This is a genomic window from Bosea sp. BIWAKO-01 (assembly GCF_001748145.1).
In the GTDB taxonomy this organism is placed as follows: domain Bacteria; phylum Pseudomonadota; class Alphaproteobacteria; order Rhizobiales; family Beijerinckiaceae; genus Allobosea.
Genome location: NZ_BCQA01000001.1, coordinates 2,791,513 through 2,809,339, shown reverse-complemented (window position 1 = coordinate 2,809,339; position 17,827 = coordinate 2,791,513). Strand labels below are relative to the sequence as shown.

The 17,827-nt window shown below is 63.7% G+C and carries 20 protein-coding genes; 14 read left to right on the top strand and 6 right to left on the bottom strand.

Going from position 1 to position 17,827, the window contains the following annotated elements; translation table 11 throughout:
* The first annotated feature begins 77 nt into the window (after nucleotides 1-77).
* A complete protein-coding gene (locus tag BIWAKO_RS34205) occupies nucleotides 78-626 on the top strand; it encodes a cupin domain-containing protein (protein ID WP_074471545.1) in 549 nt (182 codons plus the stop codon).
* A 153-nt stretch (nucleotides 627-779) separates the two neighbouring features.
* Here BIWAKO_RS34205 and BIWAKO_RS13045 read toward each other — a convergent pair whose 3' ends face one another.
* Entirely contained in the window at nucleotides 780-2,003 is a 1,224-nt protein-coding gene (locus BIWAKO_RS13045; protein ID WP_084651315.1) for an MFS transporter, read from the bottom strand.
* A gap of 101 nt (nucleotides 2,004-2,104) precedes the next feature.
* On the opposite strand from BIWAKO_RS13045, the gene BIWAKO_RS13040 reads away from it, so the two are divergent.
* A complete protein-coding gene (locus BIWAKO_RS13040; RefSeq protein ID WP_069879037.1) occupies nucleotides 2,105-2,698 on the top strand; it encodes a TetR/AcrR family transcriptional regulator in 594 nt (197 codons plus the stop codon).
* A 48-nt stretch (nucleotides 2,699-2,746) separates the two neighbouring features.
* On the top strand, nucleotides 2,747-3,229 hold the full coding sequence (locus BIWAKO_RS13035; RefSeq protein WP_069879036.1) for a Rid family hydrolase: 483 nt from the start codon (nucleotides 2,747-2,749) through the stop codon (nucleotides 3,227-3,229).
* A 166-nt stretch (nucleotides 3,230-3,395) separates the two neighbouring features.
* Here the strand turns inward: BIWAKO_RS13035 and BIWAKO_RS36380 are convergent, their stop codons facing one another.
* The 4 genes from BIWAKO_RS36380 to BIWAKO_RS13025 form a co-directional block, all read right to left on the bottom strand.
* Nucleotides 3,396-3,896 carry an MFS transporter gene (locus BIWAKO_RS36380; protein ID WP_201788619.1) on the bottom strand — a complete coding sequence of 167 codons (501 nt, stop codon included), beginning with the start codon at nucleotides 3,894-3,896 and terminating at the stop codon, nucleotides 3,396-3,398.
* Complete coding sequence (locus BIWAKO_RS36375) at nucleotides 3,897-4,325, bottom strand: MFS transporter (RefSeq protein WP_201788618.1); 429 nt, start codon at nucleotides 4,323-4,325, stop codon at nucleotides 3,897-3,899.
* The gene (locus BIWAKO_RS36370) at nucleotides 4,319-4,603 is read right to left on the bottom strand and encodes an MFS transporter (RefSeq protein WP_201788617.1); all 285 of its coding nucleotides are present in this window, start codon (nucleotides 4,601-4,603) and stop codon (nucleotides 4,319-4,321) included. Before BIWAKO_RS36370 ends, BIWAKO_RS36375 begins: the two co-directional genes overlap by 7 nt.
* A 300-nt stretch (nucleotides 4,604-4,903) precedes the next feature.
* Nucleotides 4,904-5,518: a TetR/AcrR family transcriptional regulator gene (locus BIWAKO_RS13025; protein ID WP_069879035.1), complete on the bottom strand. Its 615-nt coding sequence runs from the start codon at nucleotides 5,516-5,518 to the stop codon at nucleotides 4,904-4,906.
* 284 nt (nucleotides 5,519-5,802) lie between these two features.
* On the opposite strand from BIWAKO_RS13025, the gene BIWAKO_RS13020 reads away from it, so the two are divergent.
* The gene (locus BIWAKO_RS13020) at nucleotides 5,803-6,921 is read left to right on the top strand and encodes a helix-turn-helix transcriptional regulator (RefSeq protein WP_069879034.1); all 1,119 of its coding nucleotides are present in this window, start codon (nucleotides 5,803-5,805) and stop codon (nucleotides 6,919-6,921) included.
* 83 nt (nucleotides 6,922-7,004) lie between these two features.
* Here the strand turns inward: BIWAKO_RS13020 and BIWAKO_RS13015 are convergent, their stop codons facing one another.
* Nucleotides 7,005-7,322 carry a winged helix-turn-helix transcriptional regulator gene (locus BIWAKO_RS13015; protein ID WP_244523436.1) on the bottom strand — a complete coding sequence of 106 codons (318 nt, stop codon included), beginning with the start codon at nucleotides 7,320-7,322 and terminating at the stop codon, nucleotides 7,005-7,007.
* Between the two features lie 140 nt (nucleotides 7,323-7,462).
* Here BIWAKO_RS13015 and BIWAKO_RS13010 point away from each other — a divergent pair, with 140 nt between their 5' ends.
* From BIWAKO_RS13010 to BIWAKO_RS12965, 10 genes are all read left to right on the top strand, one after another.
* On the top strand, nucleotides 7,463-8,116 hold the full coding sequence (locus BIWAKO_RS13010; RefSeq protein WP_069879032.1) for a hydrolase: 654 nt from the start codon (nucleotides 7,463-7,465) through the stop codon (nucleotides 8,114-8,116).
* Between the two features lie 2 nt (nucleotides 8,117-8,118).
* Nucleotides 8,119-8,949 carry an alpha/beta fold hydrolase gene (locus BIWAKO_RS13005; protein WP_069879031.1) on the top strand — a complete coding sequence of 277 codons (831 nt, stop codon included), beginning with the start codon at nucleotides 8,119-8,121 and terminating at the stop codon, nucleotides 8,947-8,949.
* A 33-nt stretch (nucleotides 8,950-8,982) separates the two neighbouring features.
* The gene (locus tag BIWAKO_RS13000; protein WP_069879030.1) at nucleotides 8,983-9,267 is read left to right on the top strand and encodes a XapX domain-containing protein; all 285 of its coding nucleotides are present in this window, start codon (nucleotides 8,983-8,985) and stop codon (nucleotides 9,265-9,267) included.
* The gene (locus tag BIWAKO_RS12995) at nucleotides 9,264-11,231 is read left to right on the top strand and encodes an amidohydrolase (RefSeq protein ID WP_069879029.1); all 1,968 of its coding nucleotides are present in this window, start codon (nucleotides 9,264-9,266) and stop codon (nucleotides 11,229-11,231) included. The genes BIWAKO_RS13000 and BIWAKO_RS12995 overlap by 4 nt, the downstream gene beginning before the upstream one ends.
* 19 nt (nucleotides 11,232-11,250) lie before the next feature.
* Nucleotides 11,251-11,697 carry a DoxX family protein gene (locus tag BIWAKO_RS12990; protein WP_084651313.1) on the top strand — a complete coding sequence of 149 codons (447 nt, stop codon included), beginning with the start codon at nucleotides 11,251-11,253 and terminating at the stop codon, nucleotides 11,695-11,697.
* The gene (locus BIWAKO_RS12985) at nucleotides 11,697-13,325 is read left to right on the top strand and encodes an MFS transporter (RefSeq protein ID WP_069879028.1); all 1,629 of its coding nucleotides are present in this window, start codon (nucleotides 11,697-11,699) and stop codon (nucleotides 13,323-13,325) included. The genes BIWAKO_RS12990 and BIWAKO_RS12985 overlap by 1 nt, the downstream gene beginning before the upstream one ends.
* 261 nt (nucleotides 13,326-13,586) lie before the next feature.
* Complete coding sequence (locus BIWAKO_RS12980; RefSeq protein ID WP_069879027.1) at nucleotides 13,587-14,048, top strand: hypothetical protein; 462 nt, start codon at nucleotides 13,587-13,589, stop codon at nucleotides 14,046-14,048.
* Nucleotides 14,049-14,077: 29 nt separating this feature from the next.
* Entirely contained in the window at nucleotides 14,078-14,719 is a 642-nt protein-coding gene (locus tag BIWAKO_RS12975) for a L,D-transpeptidase (RefSeq protein WP_084651310.1), read from the top strand.
* Nucleotides 14,720-14,773: 54 nt separating this feature from the next.
* Nucleotides 14,774-15,811 (top strand): amino acid ABC transporter substrate-binding protein, encoded by a 1,038-nt coding sequence (locus BIWAKO_RS12970; protein ID WP_069882432.1) that lies wholly within the window; start codon nucleotides 14,774-14,776, stop codon nucleotides 15,809-15,811.
* A gap of 295 nt (nucleotides 15,812-16,106) precedes the next feature.
* Nucleotides 16,107-17,783: a beta strand repeat-containing protein gene (locus tag BIWAKO_RS12965; protein WP_141740059.1), complete on the top strand. Its 1,677-nt coding sequence runs from the start codon at nucleotides 16,107-16,109 to the stop codon at nucleotides 17,781-17,783.
* Nucleotides 17,784-17,827: the final 44 nt, after the last annotated feature.

The window sequence follows — 17,827 nt, the reverse complement described above, 5'->3', positions numbered from 1 at the left end:
CCACGGCAAGCGCACGGGACGAAGATGCGTCGAGGATCGTCTCGCGAGAAGCACGGGTCGGCAGGGAGGAGAGTTCAGTGTCTGTGGACGTAGGTGCGCGCCTGAGATTCATCCGACAGAAATACAATTTATCGCAACGCACGCTCGCAAGGCGTGTTGGCATAGCCAATTCGTCAATATCGCTGATCGAATCGAATTCCATTAGCCCATCTGTTGGGGTCCTGAAGCGAATTCTCGATGGAATCCCCATTGGACTCAGCGAATTCTTCTCAATGGAGCCCGACAGGCCACAACAGACCTTCTATCAAGCCAGTGAATTGGTTGAGATCGGCAAGGGCGGGATTTCGTATAGGCAGGTGGGCGAGAGCCTGTTCGGTCGCGCACTTCAAATCCTGAAGGAACGCTACGAACCAGGGACCGACACGGGTCGTGTGCTGCTCGCCCATGATGGCGAAGAGGGCGGAATTGTCCTCATTGGCCGGCTGGAGGTCACAGTCGAGGATCAACGCCGAATACTGGGACCCGGCGATGCGTATTATTTCGATAGCCGACGGCCGCATCGGTTTCGATGCGTGGGGCCCGTTGCCTGCGAAGTTGTGAGCGCCTGCACGCCGCCATCGTTTTAGCCCCGAGTTTGGGCCAGTGGCGCGCCAACTGCTCTTGACGTCAAACGTTGATGGCGGACGGCATCTGCGGTTGGCCGTCCAGGCTGTCCTGGCCAGTGAACCGTCTGAGCATGTGCCTGCATCCCCGGATACCACTTGGCGTCCGTCGTGCGTTCATTGCGCCGATCTCCTGGCGCTGCGCGGCATGAGGCTGACGAGACCGAGCAGCGCCAGCGCGACGCCGATCCAAAGCGGCGAGCGCAAACCATAACCGGCTACGATACCGATGCCACCGAACCAGGCGCCTGCCGCAAGGCCGATATTGATGACCGATGTATGGACCGTGTTCACCAATGGTCCGGGGTGCGCCGTCTTCATGACGCGTGAAATCAACGCCGGGTTCATGGGGACCCCGACCAACCCAATCGCTATGAACGCAACGACGCTGATAATGCGGTGATCGGCAAAAACTGCGAATGTCGCGAGCGTCCCCGCCAATGCGACCAAGCCCCCGACGAGGATCGGAATCGTATACTTGTCAGCGAAGCGCCCAACGATCGCGTTGCCGATGACATTGGCTGCACCATAAGCGCCGAGCAGCAGGGGTACCGTTGCAGGAGAAAAGCCCGTCACATCCGTAAAGATCGGCGAGACATAACTGAATGCTGAAAAGGTCGCGCCGATGATCAGGCCGCTCGTGGCATATGCAGCCCAAAGCCGGCCGTTTCGGAACGATGCCAGTTCAGTGCTCAAGCTGATTTGGGCCGATTTCCTGGATACCGGGACCAATGCTGCGATGACAGCGGCACACAGCACCGCGAGCGCGACGACCAGCCAAAAGCTCGCTCGCCAGCCAAAGCGCTGGTCAATCAAGGTTGCAGCCGGCACGCCCAGGACCGTCGCGAGCATCAACCCGGCGAGCACGATCGATGAGGCCCGCCCTCGCGAGTCCGGCCGAACGACTTCGGCGCAGATGGCCAACGAAACCCCGAAACATGCTGATCCAGCAACGCCGGTGATGATACGCGCGGCAACCATGGTGCCATACCCATCTGCTGTCGCGGCGATGATCCCTCCAACACTGTAGAGCGCAAGCAAACCAAGCAGTGCGCCCTTGTTTGGAACTCCGAGCTTGAGAAGCGCGAGGGTCAGTAGCGGCCCACCGACGACCATCCCCGCCGCATAGATCGAGATCAGATACCCGACCTCGGCAATCGTCACGCCAAGCGCGACCGACAGCGAGGGCATCATGCCGGCGACCATGAATTCCGACGTGGTCAGCGAAAAGATCGTCAATCCCAGGACATAGACCACGAGCGGGGGCCTTTCCCGCACGGCCCGCGCTGCCGGCGTTCCGGAAGCCGCGCTCACTGAGTTGCTGCGATCGACGGTGTCCATTGCCACTCAGTCCATTCTATAATTCTTACTATAAAATTCGCTATCCGGCTTGCGTGCCACGGTCAAGGATTTATATAATTCGAACTACAGAAAGGAACGCCATGGCAGTCCGAGGCCGCCCGCGCAGCTTTGACCGTGACCACGCGCTTCAGCTCATCATGGAAGTGTTCTGGGCCAAGGGGTACGAGGGCACTCAGCTCAACGACCTCACGGCAGCGATCGGGATTACGCCGCCGAGTTTCTATGCAGCCTTTGTCTCGAAGGAAGCAGCGTTTCGGGAGGCGGTAGAGCTCTATGTAGCGACCGCGGGATCTGCTGCACTGCGCGCGCTCGACGAAGGCACGACCGTACAGGGGTCGATCCGCGCCATGCTTCAGGGCAGCATCGACACGGCGCTCAGCGCACCACACTCGGGCGGCTGCCTGCTGATCCTCGGCGTGGTCAAGTGCCAGGCTGAAACCGAACCACTCCGCGAACTGCTCAGGAGCATTCGCAAGGAAACCGAGCTGCGTATTCGCGCCCGACTGGATCGGGCCGTGACGGAGGGTGACCTGCCGGCTTCGAGCAATATCCCGGTCCTGGCCAACTACTACAGCGCAGTGATGCAAGGCCTTTCGATGCAAGCTCGCGACGGCGCCACGAGAGACGAGCTGGAGGCGCTCATCGCTCCGTCAATGGCCCCGCTGCACGTGTAGATCGCTCGCCGACGCGCCCAAACCATGACCCCGAGAGCTCGAAACATAATGGAAGAACAGGTCAATAACTCGATCCGCGATCATGCGACGTCCACTGGCAAGGTGGTGGTACCTGCCGTACTCAAGGACGATGTCGAACAGTTCCATTATGCCCCGGCGCGGCGCGCTGGAGACTTTGTATTTCTGTCCGGGATCGTCGCCAGTAACAGTCAATCGACAGCGATGGACGCCGAGCGCTTTCGTTGCGAATTGCGTCGTGTCTTCACATTGATGGAGCAGCTGCTGAACGCATGCGAAGCGCGTGTGGATGATGTCGTGGAACTTCAGATGTTTCATGTGCTCGGCAGCGACCGGCTGGCGTTGGACAAAGCAGGGCAACTGGCCGTGATTGCAGCCGTCCGGGACGAGTTCTTTCCCGCCCCCTATCCCGCCTGTGTCGAACTGGCCGTCGCTGAACTGAACTCGGCAGATGGGCTGGTGGAGATCAAGGCGACCGCATTTGCCCCCCTATTGCCTCGTGGCCAGATGTAACGCGTTGAGCGCTCGACGTTCTCGATGCAAAGCGATCAATAGCAAGCAAGACGGCGAGCGACGGGCGACGTCGAACAGGCCTTGGCAACAGCGACCGGCTTAGGGCCGGACGCAAGTGTTCCTGCCGTCCATGGCAGATGCCCCTTGCGCCAAGCGGATTGGGTCCTCATCGGTGAGCATGGCTCTCCGTTTTCATCGACAATGACAGCACCAATGCCATGGCTGCCAGCACCGAGGCGATGAAGCCGAGATTGTTCGAACCCAGCCACTCAATTCCAAGACCGCCGATGGAACCCGATAGTGCGATGGCGAGGTACAGGATTGCCTGGTTGAGCGAAACGAGAACGCCGGCTGCTTCAGGCTTCAGGGTGATCAGTCGGTGCTGTTGCGGCGTTGTAATGGCGAAGGCGGCGATGCCGTAGACCGCGATCAATGCATATGCCCATGTCAGATTATCGGTGGTCAGTCGCAGGACGACCAGGCTGAGGATGAGCCAGACCAAGGCGATCGCCACCACCCAGCGGCCGCCAAAGCGGTCGGCGAGCATGCCGGCGCCCAGGTTCCCGACAGTGCCAACCACGCCAAGCGTTGTCATGAGCCCAGCAAGGTAGAGACTGTTTCCCTGCGTGGCCGTTTCAAAGATGATCCCCATATAGGTGTAGGGCATCTACACAGCGGTGAAGGCCAGCAGCGTCACCCCGAGCACCGCGGCGATTTGAGGCTCGAGCAGGAACCGCAATTGCTGGCGCAACCCCGGTGTTGTCGTGATCGTCGTTGTCTTCGGGACGGAGATGACGATCCCGATGACGCCAACCACCGCCAGTCCGGTTGCAAGCCACAGGGTCGACCGCCAGCCGAACATCCCTCCGAACGCTGTACCCAAGGGCGCCCCAAGCGCAGTCGCAGCAGTGAAGCCGCTCACGACCAAAGCAATGGCTCGGCCCCGGTGTGCTGGCGAAACCATCGCGGCAGCGGTTACCGTGGCGGTCGGCACGAACAATCCAACGCCGAGAGCAGCCAACACCTGACCAGCCAGAACGTGAGCATAGGACGGCGCGAGCGCAGTCCAGACGCTCCCGGCGAGATAAGTCACCACGGCGGCGACCAGTACGGTTCTTCGGTCCCACCCCCGATGGACGTCGTCAGGACCGGACCTGCGACCGCGCAGGTCAACGCGAAGATCGTGATGGCCTGCCCCGCCACGGACGGCGCGATCTTGAGGGAACTGCTGAGAAGCGGCAGCAAACCCGCCAGGACGAACTCGCCGGTCCCGACGACAAAGACACCGAATGCGAGCATCGAAACCGAGAGCCACGGGCTCTTGGCCTGCGGCCGATCGACATCACTTGGAGTTTGCAGCGGCGCGGCGACCATGAGTGAACCTTTCCGGCGCGGTGATGTCAGCACCGATGCCAAGTCGTTTGGTTGAACAATTGGGATATGAGCGGCCGGCCGACGCAGCGGCGCGGCTCATCACAACGTTCGGCCTGAGGCCTACGAAGCGGTTCGATGAGAGGCCCTCCAGGGGCCCGGCAGAATGGAGTTCAGGTCTTCAAGGAGGGGTCGGAAATGCTGGCGGCAACCCGTCTCGCCTCGCCAGCAAATCTGAAAATCGGCCACGCGCGGCAGGTCGCTGCTGACGTTCCGGCTCTCCGAAGCGGAATGGGTCGCCGCTCATCTTAGTCCCCGCGCCGCCCGGAGCCGCTGCCTGGATGCGAGCCGTGCCAGTTCGAACTGGTCGGCTTCCTCCATCAGAGCTGCCACATTGGCCGATGCCTGATAGGACGTGAGCTCAAAGGCAAGTTGCTCGATATCGGTGTCGGCCTGAAGCTCTCCCGCCCGCATCGCTTCGGTCAACAGATTGACGATGCACTTCCGCGCCTCGAGCCGATGATGCTCCACTCGATCGCGGATCCGTCCCGGACGCGTGCGGTATTCACTGCTCAGCGCGTGAACCAGGCAACCGCCCGGGAGCGTTCTTTGCTCCACGAATCTGTACCAGCCCTCGATAAGAGCGATGAGACGTTCGACCGCGATTGGCCTTGCCCTGGCGGGACCAATGACGGCTTCGGCGTATAGCGCCACGCCGTTCTCGATTGTCGCGAGCTGCAGCGCCTCCCTGTCGCCAAAGAGGATTTGGATGTTGCCTCGTGCAACCCCCGCATCGGCGGCCACGCGCCCGAATGTCAGACCGTCCAGCCCCTCGACTGAGGCGATCCGGGTTGCATGGTGAAGAATGTTCGCCCGGGCGCGGTCGCCGCGCTCCTTCCTCTTATCGCTCGTCATCATGTCACCTCACGGCTAAAAATATATACAGTCGTATGTATATTGTAAAACCTGTGCCGGAAGGATTGACCGGATGTCTCTCTGCGAAGCGGCTACCAAGGCCCGTCGAACGCCGGGCCAGACGGCTCAAGCGGACATGAAGCCGGCTGGCGCCCCCAAAGGCGATTGTGGACTGGCAACGGACTTTGCCGGATAGTGAGCCGGCTGAGGGCCGAAGCGTCCTACTATTGTTGTATTGCTGAATCAGCACGGTATTGGCCGATGATCGGTCAGGACCGGAGGGTGGAATGAGCGATCCACGCGAGCATCAGCTCATCGATGCCGTCTACGAGGCTGCCCTTGTGCCAAGCCTCTGGCCATCCGTGCTCGCCAAATTCGCCGATATCTGCAGCGCGAAGGACGCGGTGCTTTGTACCGTCCGGGGCGAGGAGATGCGCTTCATCAACTCCTCACCCGCATTTGAACAGCTCTGGCTCGATTTTCTCGGCCTCTATCCCGGAGCGTCCAACGAACGGACCAAACGTCTGATGGCGTTGCAGCATCCCGGTTTTGCAACCGATGCCGACGTCTTCACCATGCAGGAAATGGCTCAGGACCCGATCTATCGCGACTTCTTCATCCCGCGTGGCTATGGCTTCGGCGTCGCGACCGCGATCGAGGTTCCGAGCGGCGACACCATCATTGTTCATGCCGAGCGTGACTATGCGTCGGGGCCGGTCGGGCGCGATCTCGTCGCTCAGGTCGATCGCACACGGTCCCATTTTGCTCGCGCCGGCATCCTGGCAGCGCGGCTCGACATGGAGCGTGCGCGCTCCGTTGCGCATGCGCTCGAGATGATTGGCCTTCCTGCGGCCGTGCTTGGGTGGCGCGGAAAGGCCCTCGCTGCGAATTCGCTTCTCGTGAGGCTGATGCCGGACGTCGCGCAGGACCGCCCCTCCCGGCTCGGGCTCGCCAATCCTTCTGCGGACCGCCTGCTTCTCCAGGCGTTCGCCGCCCTGGGTAAAGCGCCGCACGATGCCGCCGTCCGCTCGATCCCCATTGCCGCCGAAGGCGATAATCCGCCCTTCATCGCGCATCTCGTGCCGGTGACCGGGGCGGGTCACGATGTGCTGTCGCAAGCCCATGCGATTCTGGTCGTAACGCCGGTTGTCCCCGGAGAGGTCCCGACCGCTTCGGTCATTCAGGGCCTGTTCGACCTGACGCCGGCGGAGGCGAAGCTCGCTGCCTTGATCGCCGCCGGAAGCCGCCCCCGCGATGCCGCGCTTGCCCTCGGCATCGGCGAGGAAACCGTTCGGACCACTCTGAAGCGGGTCTTCGCGAAAACAGGCCTCGAACGCCAGGCCGATCTGGTCGGGCTGTTACAGGGCGCCAGCCTCGGCGGCCGCGTTCTCCACACCCAGGCGTAAGCGCTGCATCCCCCTCGATGTCGCCGATCTGAACGCGAGGCGGCTCAAGACAGCAACGTTGGCGTGGTTCTCCCTAAGGATGCTTACTCGCCCGCCGAACGGGCCAGGACCTGGCCGTACCGTGCATGGGAAAAGGCCTCGCTCCGCCTCAGCTCGGCGTCGAGAGCCTGCCCCTCGGCAGTCAGGCTATATTCGACATGGCGGACATTCTCGCTCAAGTCGCAGCGGATGACGAAGCCCTTGCCCTCAAGTGACTTGAGCCGGGCGGAAAGGACACGCGCGGAGATCGATCCGGGCAGCGCGCGGCGAATCTCTGCAAACCGCAGCGCGTTATTCTGGCCGAGAGCCCAGATGATATGGCTCATCCATTCCTGGGCAAGGAACTTGAGCAAAGGTTCCACACGGCATTTGCTATCGCCAACTTCAATTCTCTCAATCTTGTTCATGGCAAGCTTGCGGTATCCAAAAGGTTACTACTGGTCGAGATTGCACTGCAGCGCTAGCGTGCCGCCGCGTTCACTGCCGCGATGGAGGTTGGTTCATGGCTCGTGCAACTCCGGTTCCAGGTAAACTGCTGCTCTCTCCCCAGGATCACACCCTGATCCTGATCGACTTTCAATCGCAAATGTCCTTCGCGACGAAGTCGATCGATGCCGTGGCGCTGCGCAACAACGCCGCCCTGATTTCCCATGCCGCCGCCGGTTTCGGCGTCTCGACCATCCTGACCACCGTCGCCGAGAAGAGCTTCTCCGGGCCGATGTTCGAGGAGATCACGACCGCTTTCAACGGCCAGAAGCTGTTCGATCGCACCTCCATGAACACCTGGGAGGATGCCGCGGTGATCGCGCGCGTCAACGAAATCGGCAAAAGCCGCATCGTGCTTGCCGGCCTCTGGACCTCCGTTTGCATCGTCGGCCCCGCGCTCTCGGCCATCGATCAGGGTTTTGAAGTCTACATCATCACCGACGCCTGCGGAGACGTCTCCGACGAAGCGCATGAGCGGGCCGTCGAGCGGATGGTGCAGGCCGGCGCCCGCCCGATGACCGCGCTGCAATATCTGCTCGAGCTGCAGCGCGACTGGGCGCGGACGGACACCTACGATCTCACCACCGGCATCGCCAAGAAGTTCGGCGGGGCCTACGGTCTCGGCATCATCTACGCCAAGACGATGTTCGGCGCACAAGAGGGTCATTGATCATGCCCAAGGTCAGCACGAAGGACGGCCTCGAGATCTTCTTCAAGGACTGGGGTCCGAAGGACGCCCAACCCATCGTCTTCCACCATGGTTGGCCGCTCAGTTCGGACGACTGGGACGCACAGATGCTGTTCTTCCTCGCGAAGGGCTACCGCGTCGTGGCCCATGACCGGCGCGGCCATGGCCGTTCGACCCAGACCGGAGACGGCCATGACATGGACCATTACGCAGCCGATGCCGCAGCGGTGGTCGAACATCTCGACCTGCGAAACACCGTTCATGTCGGCCATTCGACCGGCGGCGGCGAGGCGCTGCACTACACGGTCCGCCATGGCAAGGGCCGCGTCGCCAAGCTGGTGCTGATCGGCGCGGTGCCGCCGTTGATGCTGAAGACCGCGGCCAATCCGGGCGGCCTGCCGATCGAGGTCTTCGACGGCTTCCGGCAGGCGCTCGCCGCCAATCGCGCGCAATTCTTCCTCGATGTGCCGAGCGGGCCTTTCTACGGTTACAATCGCCCAGGCGCGAAACCGTCGCAGGGCATCATCGAGAATTGGTGGCGCCAGGGCATGATGGGGGGCGCCAAGGCGCATTACGACGGCATCAAGGCCTTCTCGGAGACCGATTTCACCGAGGACCTGAAGGCGGTCGAGGTGCCGACACTGGTGATGCATGGCGATGACGACCAGATCGTGCCGATCGCCGACGCGGCCCTGCTCTCGATCAAGCTGCTGAAGCACGGCACGCTCAAGGTCTACGAGAAGCTCCCGCACGGGCTCTGCACGACCCATCCTGAGCTGGTCAACGCCGATCTGCTCGCTTTCGTGAAAGGCTGATTGTCGGGCCGCCAGTGCCCAAGGGAGGTCGATATGAAGCCCTATCTGCTGGCCCTGGGGGCCGGCCTGCTGGTCGGCATCATCTACAGCCTGCTCAATGTCCGCTCGCCCGCGCCACCGGTGGTGGCGCTGATCGGTCTCCTCGGCATCCTGGCCGGGGAGCAGATCGTACCGATCGCCAAGCGCGTCCTGGCGGGCGAGCGGCTCAGCATCGGCTGGCTCAGGAGCGAATGCGGCGAGCACCTTTTCGGTGCCCTGCCCGCGCGCTCCGCCGAAAGGCAGGCCGAACGCAACGATTCCGGCAGCAAGCCTTCATGAACCCGACGCGCAGACAGACCACGCTCGGCGGCGCAGCCGGCGCGCTTTCAGCACTGCTCGGTGGCCGGGCCGCCGCCCAGACATCCACGACAGGACAAGCCCCCATGACCGCCGACCTCCTTCTCGTGAACGGGCGCTTCAGCACCCTGGACCGCAGCAACCCCGATCCGCAGGCGGTTGCCATCTCCGATGGGCGTTTCATCGGCGTCGGAGCGGAACAGGACATGCGCGCTCTGGCCGGCCCGACGACTGCGATTGTCGACCTGGGCGGCCGGCGTGTCATTCCGGGGCTGATCGACAGCCATATGCACATCATCCGCGGCGGGCTGAACTACAATATGGAGCTGCGCTGGGACGGCGTACGTTCGCTTGCCCAAGCGATGGAGATGCTGAAGCGCCAGGTCGCGGTGACCCCGCCACCACAATGGGTGCGGGTGATCGGCGGCTTCACCGAACATCAATTCGCCGAGAAGCGCTTGCCGACGCTCGACGAGATCAACGCGATCGCCCCCGAGACGCCGGTCTTCATCCTGCATCTCTATGACCGCGCCCTGCTCAACGCCGCGGCCCTCCGCGCCGTCGGTTACGGCAAGGAGACGCCCAACCCGCCGGGCGGCGAGATCCAGCGCGATGCAAACGGCAACCCGACCGGACTGCTGATTGCCAAGCCCAATGCCAACATCCTCTATGCCACCTTGGCGAAGGGCCCCAAGCTCCCGCCCGAATATCAGCTCAACTCGACGCGCCATTTCATGCGCGAGATGAACCGGCTCGGCGTGACCAGCATCATCGATGCAGGCGGCGGCTTCCAGAACTATCCGGATGACTACGCAATCATCGAGAAACTGCATGCCGCGGGCGAGCTGACCTTGCGGCTCGCCTATAATCTCTTCACGCAGAAGCCGAAGGAGGAGCTCGCCGATTTCGCGGGCTGGGCCAACCAGGTGAAACCCGGCCAGGGCGATGATCTCTATCGCCATAATGGCGCTGGCGAGATGCTGGTCTATTCGGCGGCGGATTTCGAGGATTTCAGGGTCGAGCGGCCGGACATGCCATCCACGATGGAGAGCGATCTCGAACCCGTGGTGCGGCTGCTCGCCGAGAACCGCTGGCCCTGGCGCCTGCATGCCACCTATGACGAAACCATCACCCGCGCGCTGGACGTCTTCGAGAAGGTCAACCGCGACACGCCCTTGCAGGGGCTGCACTGGTTCTTCGACCATTGCGAGACGATCAGCGATCGCAACATCGACCGCATTGCAGCGCTCGGCGGCGGCATCGCCGTGCAGCACCGGATGATGTTCCAGGGCGAGGATTTCGTCGAACGTTATGGCGCCAGGGCGGCCGAACGCACACCGCCGATCGCGCGCATGCTCGAGGCCGGCGTCCCCGTCGGCGCCGGCACCGACGCGACCCGCGTCGCGAGCTATAACCCCTGGGTATCGCTCGCCTGGCTCGTGACCGGCAAGACGCTGGGCGGCCTCAGGCTCTATCCCCAGCGCAACCTGCTCGATCGCGAAAGCGCGCTTCGGCTCTGGACGCAGGCCAATACCTGGTTCTCGACCGAGGAAGGCAAGAAGGGCCAGATCAAGACCGGCCAGCTTGCCGATCTCGTCGTGCTCGATCGCGACTACATGACCGTGCCGGAGGACGAGATCCAGGACATCGAGAGTGTCCTGACGCTGCTCGGCGGCAAACCGGTTCACGGCACCGGCGACTATGCCGGGCTGGCCCCGCCACTGCCGCCGGCCATGCCGGACTGGTCACCGGTCAGGACGTTTGGCGGCTACCAGAAGCGTGCGGGCGCAGATGACCGCAAATACGCCTTCGCGGCCGCCTGTGGCTGTGCCAGCGCGTGCGGCGTCCACGGCCACGCACACGCTTCGGCCTTGGCCGCAACCGTACCGGTGCGCGACGAAGGTTCGTTCTGGGGAGCACTGGGCTGCTCCTGCTGGGCCTTCTGAGCGCACGAAGGGATCGATCATGTCCGGTTCGCCATTCTCCTCCGCTCAGCACGCCGTCGAACGGCTCCTTGGCCAGTCATGGCTGGTTCTTCTCGCCCGCATCGCTGTGGCGCTGCCCTTCATGCTCAGCGGCATCGCCAAGCTGTTCGATTTCGCAGGAGCGACCGCCGAAATCCGCGGTCTGACCGGGCTCGAGCCTGCCGCATTCTTCGCCACGCTCGTCATCCTGACGCAGCTCGGCGGCTCCGCATTGCTGATTGCCGGCGGCCGCTACGCCTGGATCGGCGCGGCGGCGCTGGCCGGCTTTACGATCCTTGCGACGCTCTATGCCCATGCCTTCTGGCTGAAGCCCGCGGGCGAACGCTTCCTGCATCAGAACATCTTCTTCGAGCATGTCTCGATTGTCGGCGGGCTGGCACTGCTGGCGGTGCTTTCCGCCCGTTCGAGCCGGGGAGCGCGAGCCTGATGGCGCAGACGCCACACGATACCGCGCCCAGACCAGCGTCATCGGCCTTCGCGCCGCTGCGGCACTCCGTCTTCGCCGTACTCTGGGCAGCGACGGTTCTTGGCAATGTCGGCTCCTTCATGCGCGACGTCGCAAGCGGCTGGCTGGTTACCGATCTCTCCGGCTCGCCTGCGGCTGTCGCCATGATCCAGGTCGCCGGTACCTTGCCGATCTTCCTCCTCGCGATCCCGGCCGGCGTGCTCTCCGACATCGTCGACCGCAGGAAATTGCTGATCGGCGTCCAGCTGCTGCTGGGTCTCACCAGCGCTGTCCTGATGACGCTGGCCCTGACCAACCGGCTGACGATCGAACTTCTGGTCGGACTGACCTTCATCGGCGGTGTCGGTGCGGCCTTGATGGGGCCGACCTGGCAATCGATCGTCCCCGAACTCGTGCCGAAGACCGAGCTGCGCAATGCCGTCGCGCTGAACTCGCTCGGCATCAACATTGCCCGCGCGATCGGCCCTGCCGCTGGCGGCGCGCTCCTGGCGGCCTTTGGTGCCGCTGCGACCTATGGCGCAGACGTCCTGAGCTATGTCTTCGTCATCGCGGCATTGCTCTGGTGGCACCGCCCTGCCGGCGCCGACGACGAGCTCCGCGAGCATTTCGGCGGCGCTTTCAGGGCGGGGCTGCGTTACGCCCGCGCCAGCCGAGAGCTTCACCGGGTTCTTCTGCGGGCCGTCCTGTTCTTCGCCGGCGCCAGCGCCATTTGGGCGCTGTTGCCCCTCGTTGCCCGGCAGCTCCTCGGCGGGGGCGCCGGCTTCTATGGGCTCCTTCTCGGCGCTGTAGGAGCTGGCGCGATCGCGGGGGCCATTGTGCTGCCGCGGATCCGGGCCCATCTCGATGCCGACGGCATCATGCTCGGCGCCGCGCTCGTCACGGCCGCTGTGACGGCGGCACTGGCGGCGGTGCCACCGCAATGGCTCGCCATTCTCATGCTGCTCGTCCTGGGTGGGGCCTGGATCGCTGCGCTGACGACGCTGAACGGCACGGTGCAGGCCATCCTGCCAAACTGGGTGCGCGGGCGCGGCCTGGCGATCTACCTCACGATATTCAACGGCGCCTCAGCGGCCGGAAGCCTGCTCTGGGGGCTTGTTGCCGAAGCGATCGGACTGCATGCCACCTTGCTCGTCGCAGCACTCGCGCTCGCGCTGGTCGCCGTTGCGGTCCTGCGTCTGCGGCTACCGGCGGGCGAGGCCGATCTCACCCCCTCCTCCCACTGGCCTGAGCCGGCGATCTCCGATCCGGTCGAACATGACCGCGGCCCGGTCACCATCACGGTCGAGTACCGCGTCGCTCGCGAAAGCCGGGCAGCCTTCCTCGAGGCGGTGGCGCGGCTCGCTCCGGAGCGGCGCCGGGACGGCGCGTTCGCCTGGGGCGTCAGCGAGGATGCCGCCGACCCCGACTGCATCCTTGAATGGTTCATGGTCGAGTCCTGGGCCGAGCATCTGCGTCAGCACAGGCGTGTCTCGCAGGCCGATGCCGATATCCAGGCGGAGGTCACGAAATTCCATACAGGCCAGGACAAACCGGTCATCAGGCATTTCCTGGGCTTGCAAGCGCGCGCCAACTCCGTTTCGGGCCAATAACCACTGACGCGCGCCTGCGCTGTTCAGGGGCGCTCAACACCGCGCTGGGAAGGTCATAGATCTCGCAGCCGAAGATACATCGATGCTTGTGCAAGTGATGGCTTGAATTCTGTCAGCGGCTTCGTCCATGATGACCTGTGTCCGAAGATGCTGGAGTGTAATGTGGTACCGCAACACGACAGAGGCCAAGCCACTTCCCCGGCAATTCTGCACCTTTCAGGCAGAGCAACCCCCGCCAGACCAATTTCTCTTCGATCTGGCATGCTGACCCGCCTTGCCGCGGCGGCATTCACGCTGGCCGTAGCAGGCTGCGCCGGAACCAGTGAGGATGCAGGCAGCCCGTCCGCCGGTCACGCAGCTGGACCGAGCAGCATCCCGCGTGAGCGCCTGATCGGGAAATGGGGCATTGCCTCCTTCCACGCCGATAAGGACCGCAAGCGTACCGAGGCCCAGGCCAGGGCCCAGTGCAACATGCCCTACTCGATCACCAAGGGACCGACCGACGGCGTCATGATGCATGTCGCCGACGATCCCAAGCTCTATGAACTCAAGCTCAAGGGCGGACCGGGCGGCCGGAACTTCCTCGGCTTCGAGGCCCCCGCCGGTGACCCACAGGACCGCGAGATCCTGTCCGCGACCGACAGGGAGCTGGTCATGCGTTTCGTCGATCCCGACGCGCATCGCCGCTACGGAACCTTCATCTTCGTGCGCTGCGGAGCCTGAGCGCATCTTTCAATCCGGGAGTGAGCAGTATGCGGGTAAGCGGACGGAAGCAGACAATCGCTGGAACCTGCCTCGGCCTTGCGGCTCTGGCTTTGGGTGCTGTCGCGACACTGCCCGGCAGCGCATTCGCGGCCCCCAAGGCCGGCGAGACGGAAACCCTCGACATCGGTGACGAACCGGGGCGCATCTCGGGTGAGGAAACCGTTGTCGCCGACGGCCCCTACGCGCGGCAGGCCGTGCTGTTCCGCTCCAGCGAGCCGCCGGGAACCGTGGTGATCCATACCTCGGAACGCTTCCTCTATGTCGTCCAGGGCAATAACCGCGCTCTGCGCTACGGCATCGGTGTCGGCCGCGAAGGCTTCCAATGGTCGGGCCTGGTCAAGATCAGCCGCAAGGCGGAATGGCCGGACTGGCGCCCGCCGCCGGAGATGATCGCGCGCCAGCCTTATCTGCCGCGTTTCATGGCCGGCGGTCCGGGGAACCCGATGGGAGCGCGAGCGCTCTATCTCGGTTCGACGGTTTTCCGGGTCCATGGCACCAACCAGCCTGAGACCATCGGCCAATCCATCTCGTCCGGCTGCTTCCGCCTCGCCAATGGTGACATCATCGACCTGTATGAGCGCGTCCCGCTCAACACCAAGGTCGTCGTCCGGCACGGCGCAAGTCTCTGATTTGTGCCGGCTCCTGCCAATTCCGCAATCTGTCCCCACCGGAGACCGATGGTCATGCTGAACGCGGCCAAAACCTATATTCGCAGCACGCTTGCCTGTTTCGCGGCCGTCACTCTCTGGGCAGCCGCACAGCCGGCCGCAGCGGGAACGCTCGACACGGTCAAGCAGCGCGGCAGTCTGCAATGCGGTGTCAGCGAAGGCCTGATCGGCTTCTCCGAGAAGGATGCGCAAGGCGCGTGGTCGGGGTTCGATGTCGATTTCTGCCGAGCCGCAGCGGCAGCGATCTTCGATGATCCGACCAAGGTCAGCTTCGTGCCGCTCTCGGCGAGCCAGCGCTTCGAGGCGCTGCGTGCCGGGCAGGTCGACCTGCTCTCGCGCAACTCCAGCTGGACCCTGGGGCGCGAGGCCGAGCTCGGCCTGTCCTTCGCCGGCGTGACCTATCATGACGGCCAGGGCTTCATGATCATGAAGTCGCTGACGGCGACCTCGGCACTCGAACTCGACCGCACCAAGATCTGCGTCGAAGCCGGCACGACCACGCAGCTCAACCTCTCCGACTTCCTGCGCTCGAACTCGATAACCTATGAAGAGCGTGCCTTCCCGACGGCTGCCGCGGCTCTGGCTGCCTTCCAGTCCGGCGACTGCAACGTGCTGACGCGCGACCAGTCGGCGCTCTATGCCGAACGCCTGAAACTCCCTCGCCCGGCCGACGCCGTCATCCTGCCCGACGTGATCTCGAAGGAGCCGCTCGGCCCGGTGACCCGTAGCGACGATTTTGCTTGGTTCACCTTCGTCAAATGGGTGAACTTTGCTCTTGTGAACGCCGAGGAGCTCGGCATCACCTCAACCAACACCGCCGAGGCCCTGGCCTCCACCAAGCCTGACGTCCGTCGCTTCGTCGGTGCCGAGGGCGGTTTCGGCAAGATGCTGGGGATCGACAACGCCTGGGCCATTCGGGCAGTGAAGGCTGTCGGCAATTACTCGGAACTCTACGAGCGCAACCTGGGTGTGAAATCCCGCCTCGGCATCCCGCGCGGTTTGAACCAGCTCTGGAGCATGGGCGGAATCCTCTACGCCCCTCCCCTGCGCTAGATCCGCTGAACGCGGCGAAATCCCCGGCCGCCGCCACCCTCAGCCACAGTCTTTCAGCTTCCGCACGCAACATGACGGTCATGGCCGACGGGGCCACGGCCGTCATGTTGCGTGCGAGCCATCGTTAATCTCATGGAAACCAACGAAGCCGCGAACGCCGTATCTCGGGGTTTTCTCTATCGACAGTTTTCAGCGCAGCAGCCAGCATCCGCGAATTCGGCAGAAACACGGGTGATTCGGCGCAAGGCTAGAACAGAAGCGAAGGACGCAAGCGCCGCCGCAATCGGAGGGCATCATGAGAATGATGTACCGTTGGGTCGTGCCTACGAGTGGCCTGCCAGCCTGCGGAGCAGCAAGCGTCGGACTGCTCTTGTCCATCCTCCCGCTCGGCGCACAGACGGTCGGGCCAAGTCCGCCAACGATTACCGCCACGATCAATGTCACAGCGGGCACCACAACCGTCGTCGGCAGCACGAATGTCGCGACAGCAGGTGCCACGAACGCAAGCAACGTCACCGGCGGCACGCTCGTCATTGACAGTCTGGCGGGAGCTGCTCCCGGCCCGATTACCTTCCAGGTCTTGAACGGCAATGCGCTGCAGGCCAATGGCGGCGCGATCACGGTGCCGAACGGCAATCTCAGTATCCTGACCCAAGGCGGCCACGCCGTTCTCGCCAATGGCGCCGCGAGCAGCGCAACCCTCAACGGGGTTTCGATCACGACGACTGGAGTTGGTGCGGCACTGGTTGCGATCGGCGGCAGCATCGACGCCACGAACGTCATCGTCAACAATACCGCAACCGCAACGCCGACCATTTCGGCTGGCCATGGTGCGATCGCGGAGGGCGGCGGCACCGTCAACCTGCACAGCGGCACCAGCATCACGACGGCTGCGTTCAACTCGGTTGGTCTCGGGGCTTCGGGCGCCGGCAGCCGCGTGATTGCAGACGCCCTCATTCCCATCACCATGAATGGCGGCGGCTCGATGGGGATCTATCTCCATGACGGCGGCCAGGTCAGCATCCTTCCCGGCTCCACATTTCAGATGAACGGCACGGGCAATGTCGGCATCGGCGTCGACAACACGGCGGTAGTTCTCGGAACCATCGGCAGCGGATTGACTGTCAACCTCAACAATGCCTCCGGCGGGCCCGGCAGCACTGGCCTCTTCGCCGTGAACGGTGGCTCGCTCAACATCGCGGACGTGACAGTTCAGGGCCCGAACGCCGCCGCCGGAGCCTGGGCGCGCGCGAACAGCAGCATCACGCTATCGGGGCGCAGCGTCATCAACATCAACTCCGCGCAGGCCCCGAACGCCTATGTGCTCCAGACGGCCAATCTCGCGACGGCTGCCGGGCCGGTCAGCTCGGTCTTCGGCCTGGTCGGCGCGATTCCAGTCAGCGGGCTGCTGGCCCAGGGAGCCGGGGCCCTGATCACGAGCATCGGGACTACGATCAACGTCTCTTCCGGTAACTTTGCAGCCGGTGCCGATGCGGGCCTCGGCGGCACGGTCGACATGACGGACAACACGATCACCACGACCGGGGCAAGCGCGTTTGGTATCCGCGTCGACTCCAACGGCACCGTCATCGGGCGCGATTCACGCGTGACAACCGCCGGAGCAGGCGGCGCCGCCCTCTTCATCAATGGCGGACCGGGCTCGATCGATCTGACCAGCACGACTGTCCAGGCAACGGGTGCGGGCACCGTTGGTCTTTCCTCCCTGAACCTCACGGCGACCAGCGTGAACCTCGTCAGGCTATCGGGCGGCAGTCTGGCCAGTGCGACCTCGACCGCGGTCGAGGCACAAGGCCCGCTTAATCTCACAACGGCCGGAACGGTCGTGACCGGCGGTGGCGGGCTCCTGCTCCAGACCTTCGCCAGCACCTTCGGCCCGGCGCAGCCAACCGCAGTGCAATTTGACGCCTCGAACGGCAGCGTTCTGACGGGCGATGCCCTCGTCGCCGCGTAGACCACGGCCAACATCAGCCTCGCAACCAGCACGCAATAGACCGG

Excerpts from the sequence above, each read along its gene's own strand:
- BIWAKO_RS13045 (WP_084651315.1), bottom strand. The coding sequence starts at position 2,003 with ATGGACACCGTCGATCGCAGCAACTCAGTGAGCGCGGCTTCCGGAACG.
- BIWAKO_RS13040 (WP_069879037.1), top strand. The coding sequence starts at position 2,105 with ATGGCAGTCCGAGGCCGCCCGCGCAGCTTTGACCGTGACCACGCGCTT.
- BIWAKO_RS13035 (WP_069879036.1), top strand. The coding sequence starts at position 2,747 with ATGGAAGAACAGGTCAATAACTCGATCCGCGATCATGCGACGTCCACT.
- BIWAKO_RS36380 (WP_201788619.1), bottom strand. The coding sequence starts at position 3,896 with ATGCCCTACACCTATATGGGGATCATCTTTGAAACGGCCACGCAGGGA.
- BIWAKO_RS36370 (WP_201788617.1), bottom strand. The coding sequence starts at position 4,603 with ATGGTCGCCGCGCCGCTGCAAACTCCAAGTGATGTCGATCGGCCGCAG.
- BIWAKO_RS13025 (WP_069879035.1), bottom strand. The coding sequence starts at position 5,518 with ATGATGACGAGCGATAAGAGGAAGGAGCGCGGCGACCGCGCCCGGGCG.
- BIWAKO_RS13020 (WP_069879034.1), top strand. The coding sequence starts at position 5,803 with ATGAGCGATCCACGCGAGCATCAGCTCATCGATGCCGTCTACGAGGCT.
- BIWAKO_RS13010 (WP_069879032.1), top strand. The coding sequence starts at position 7,463 with ATGGCTCGTGCAACTCCGGTTCCAGGTAAACTGCTGCTCTCTCCCCAG.
- BIWAKO_RS13005 (WP_069879031.1), top strand. The coding sequence starts at position 8,119 with ATGCCCAAGGTCAGCACGAAGGACGGCCTCGAGATCTTCTTCAAGGAC.
- BIWAKO_RS13000 (WP_069879030.1), top strand. The coding sequence starts at position 8,983 with ATGAAGCCCTATCTGCTGGCCCTGGGGGCCGGCCTGCTGGTCGGCATC.
- BIWAKO_RS12995 (WP_069879029.1), top strand. The coding sequence starts at position 9,264 with ATGAACCCGACGCGCAGACAGACCACGCTCGGCGGCGCAGCCGGCGCG.
- BIWAKO_RS12990 (WP_084651313.1), top strand. The coding sequence starts at position 11,251 with ATGTCCGGTTCGCCATTCTCCTCCGCTCAGCACGCCGTCGAACGGCTC.
- BIWAKO_RS12985 (WP_069879028.1), top strand. The coding sequence starts at position 11,697 with ATGGCGCAGACGCCACACGATACCGCGCCCAGACCAGCGTCATCGGCC.
- BIWAKO_RS12980 (WP_069879027.1), top strand. The coding sequence starts at position 13,587 with ATGCTGACCCGCCTTGCCGCGGCGGCATTCACGCTGGCCGTAGCAGGC.
- BIWAKO_RS12975 (WP_084651310.1), top strand. The coding sequence starts at position 14,078 with ATGCGGGTAAGCGGACGGAAGCAGACAATCGCTGGAACCTGCCTCGGC.
- BIWAKO_RS12970 (WP_069882432.1), top strand. The coding sequence starts at position 14,774 with ATGCTGAACGCGGCCAAAACCTATATTCGCAGCACGCTTGCCTGTTTC.
- BIWAKO_RS12965 (WP_141740059.1), top strand. The coding sequence starts at position 16,107 with ATGAGAATGATGTACCGTTGGGTCGTGCCTACGAGTGGCCTGCCAGCC.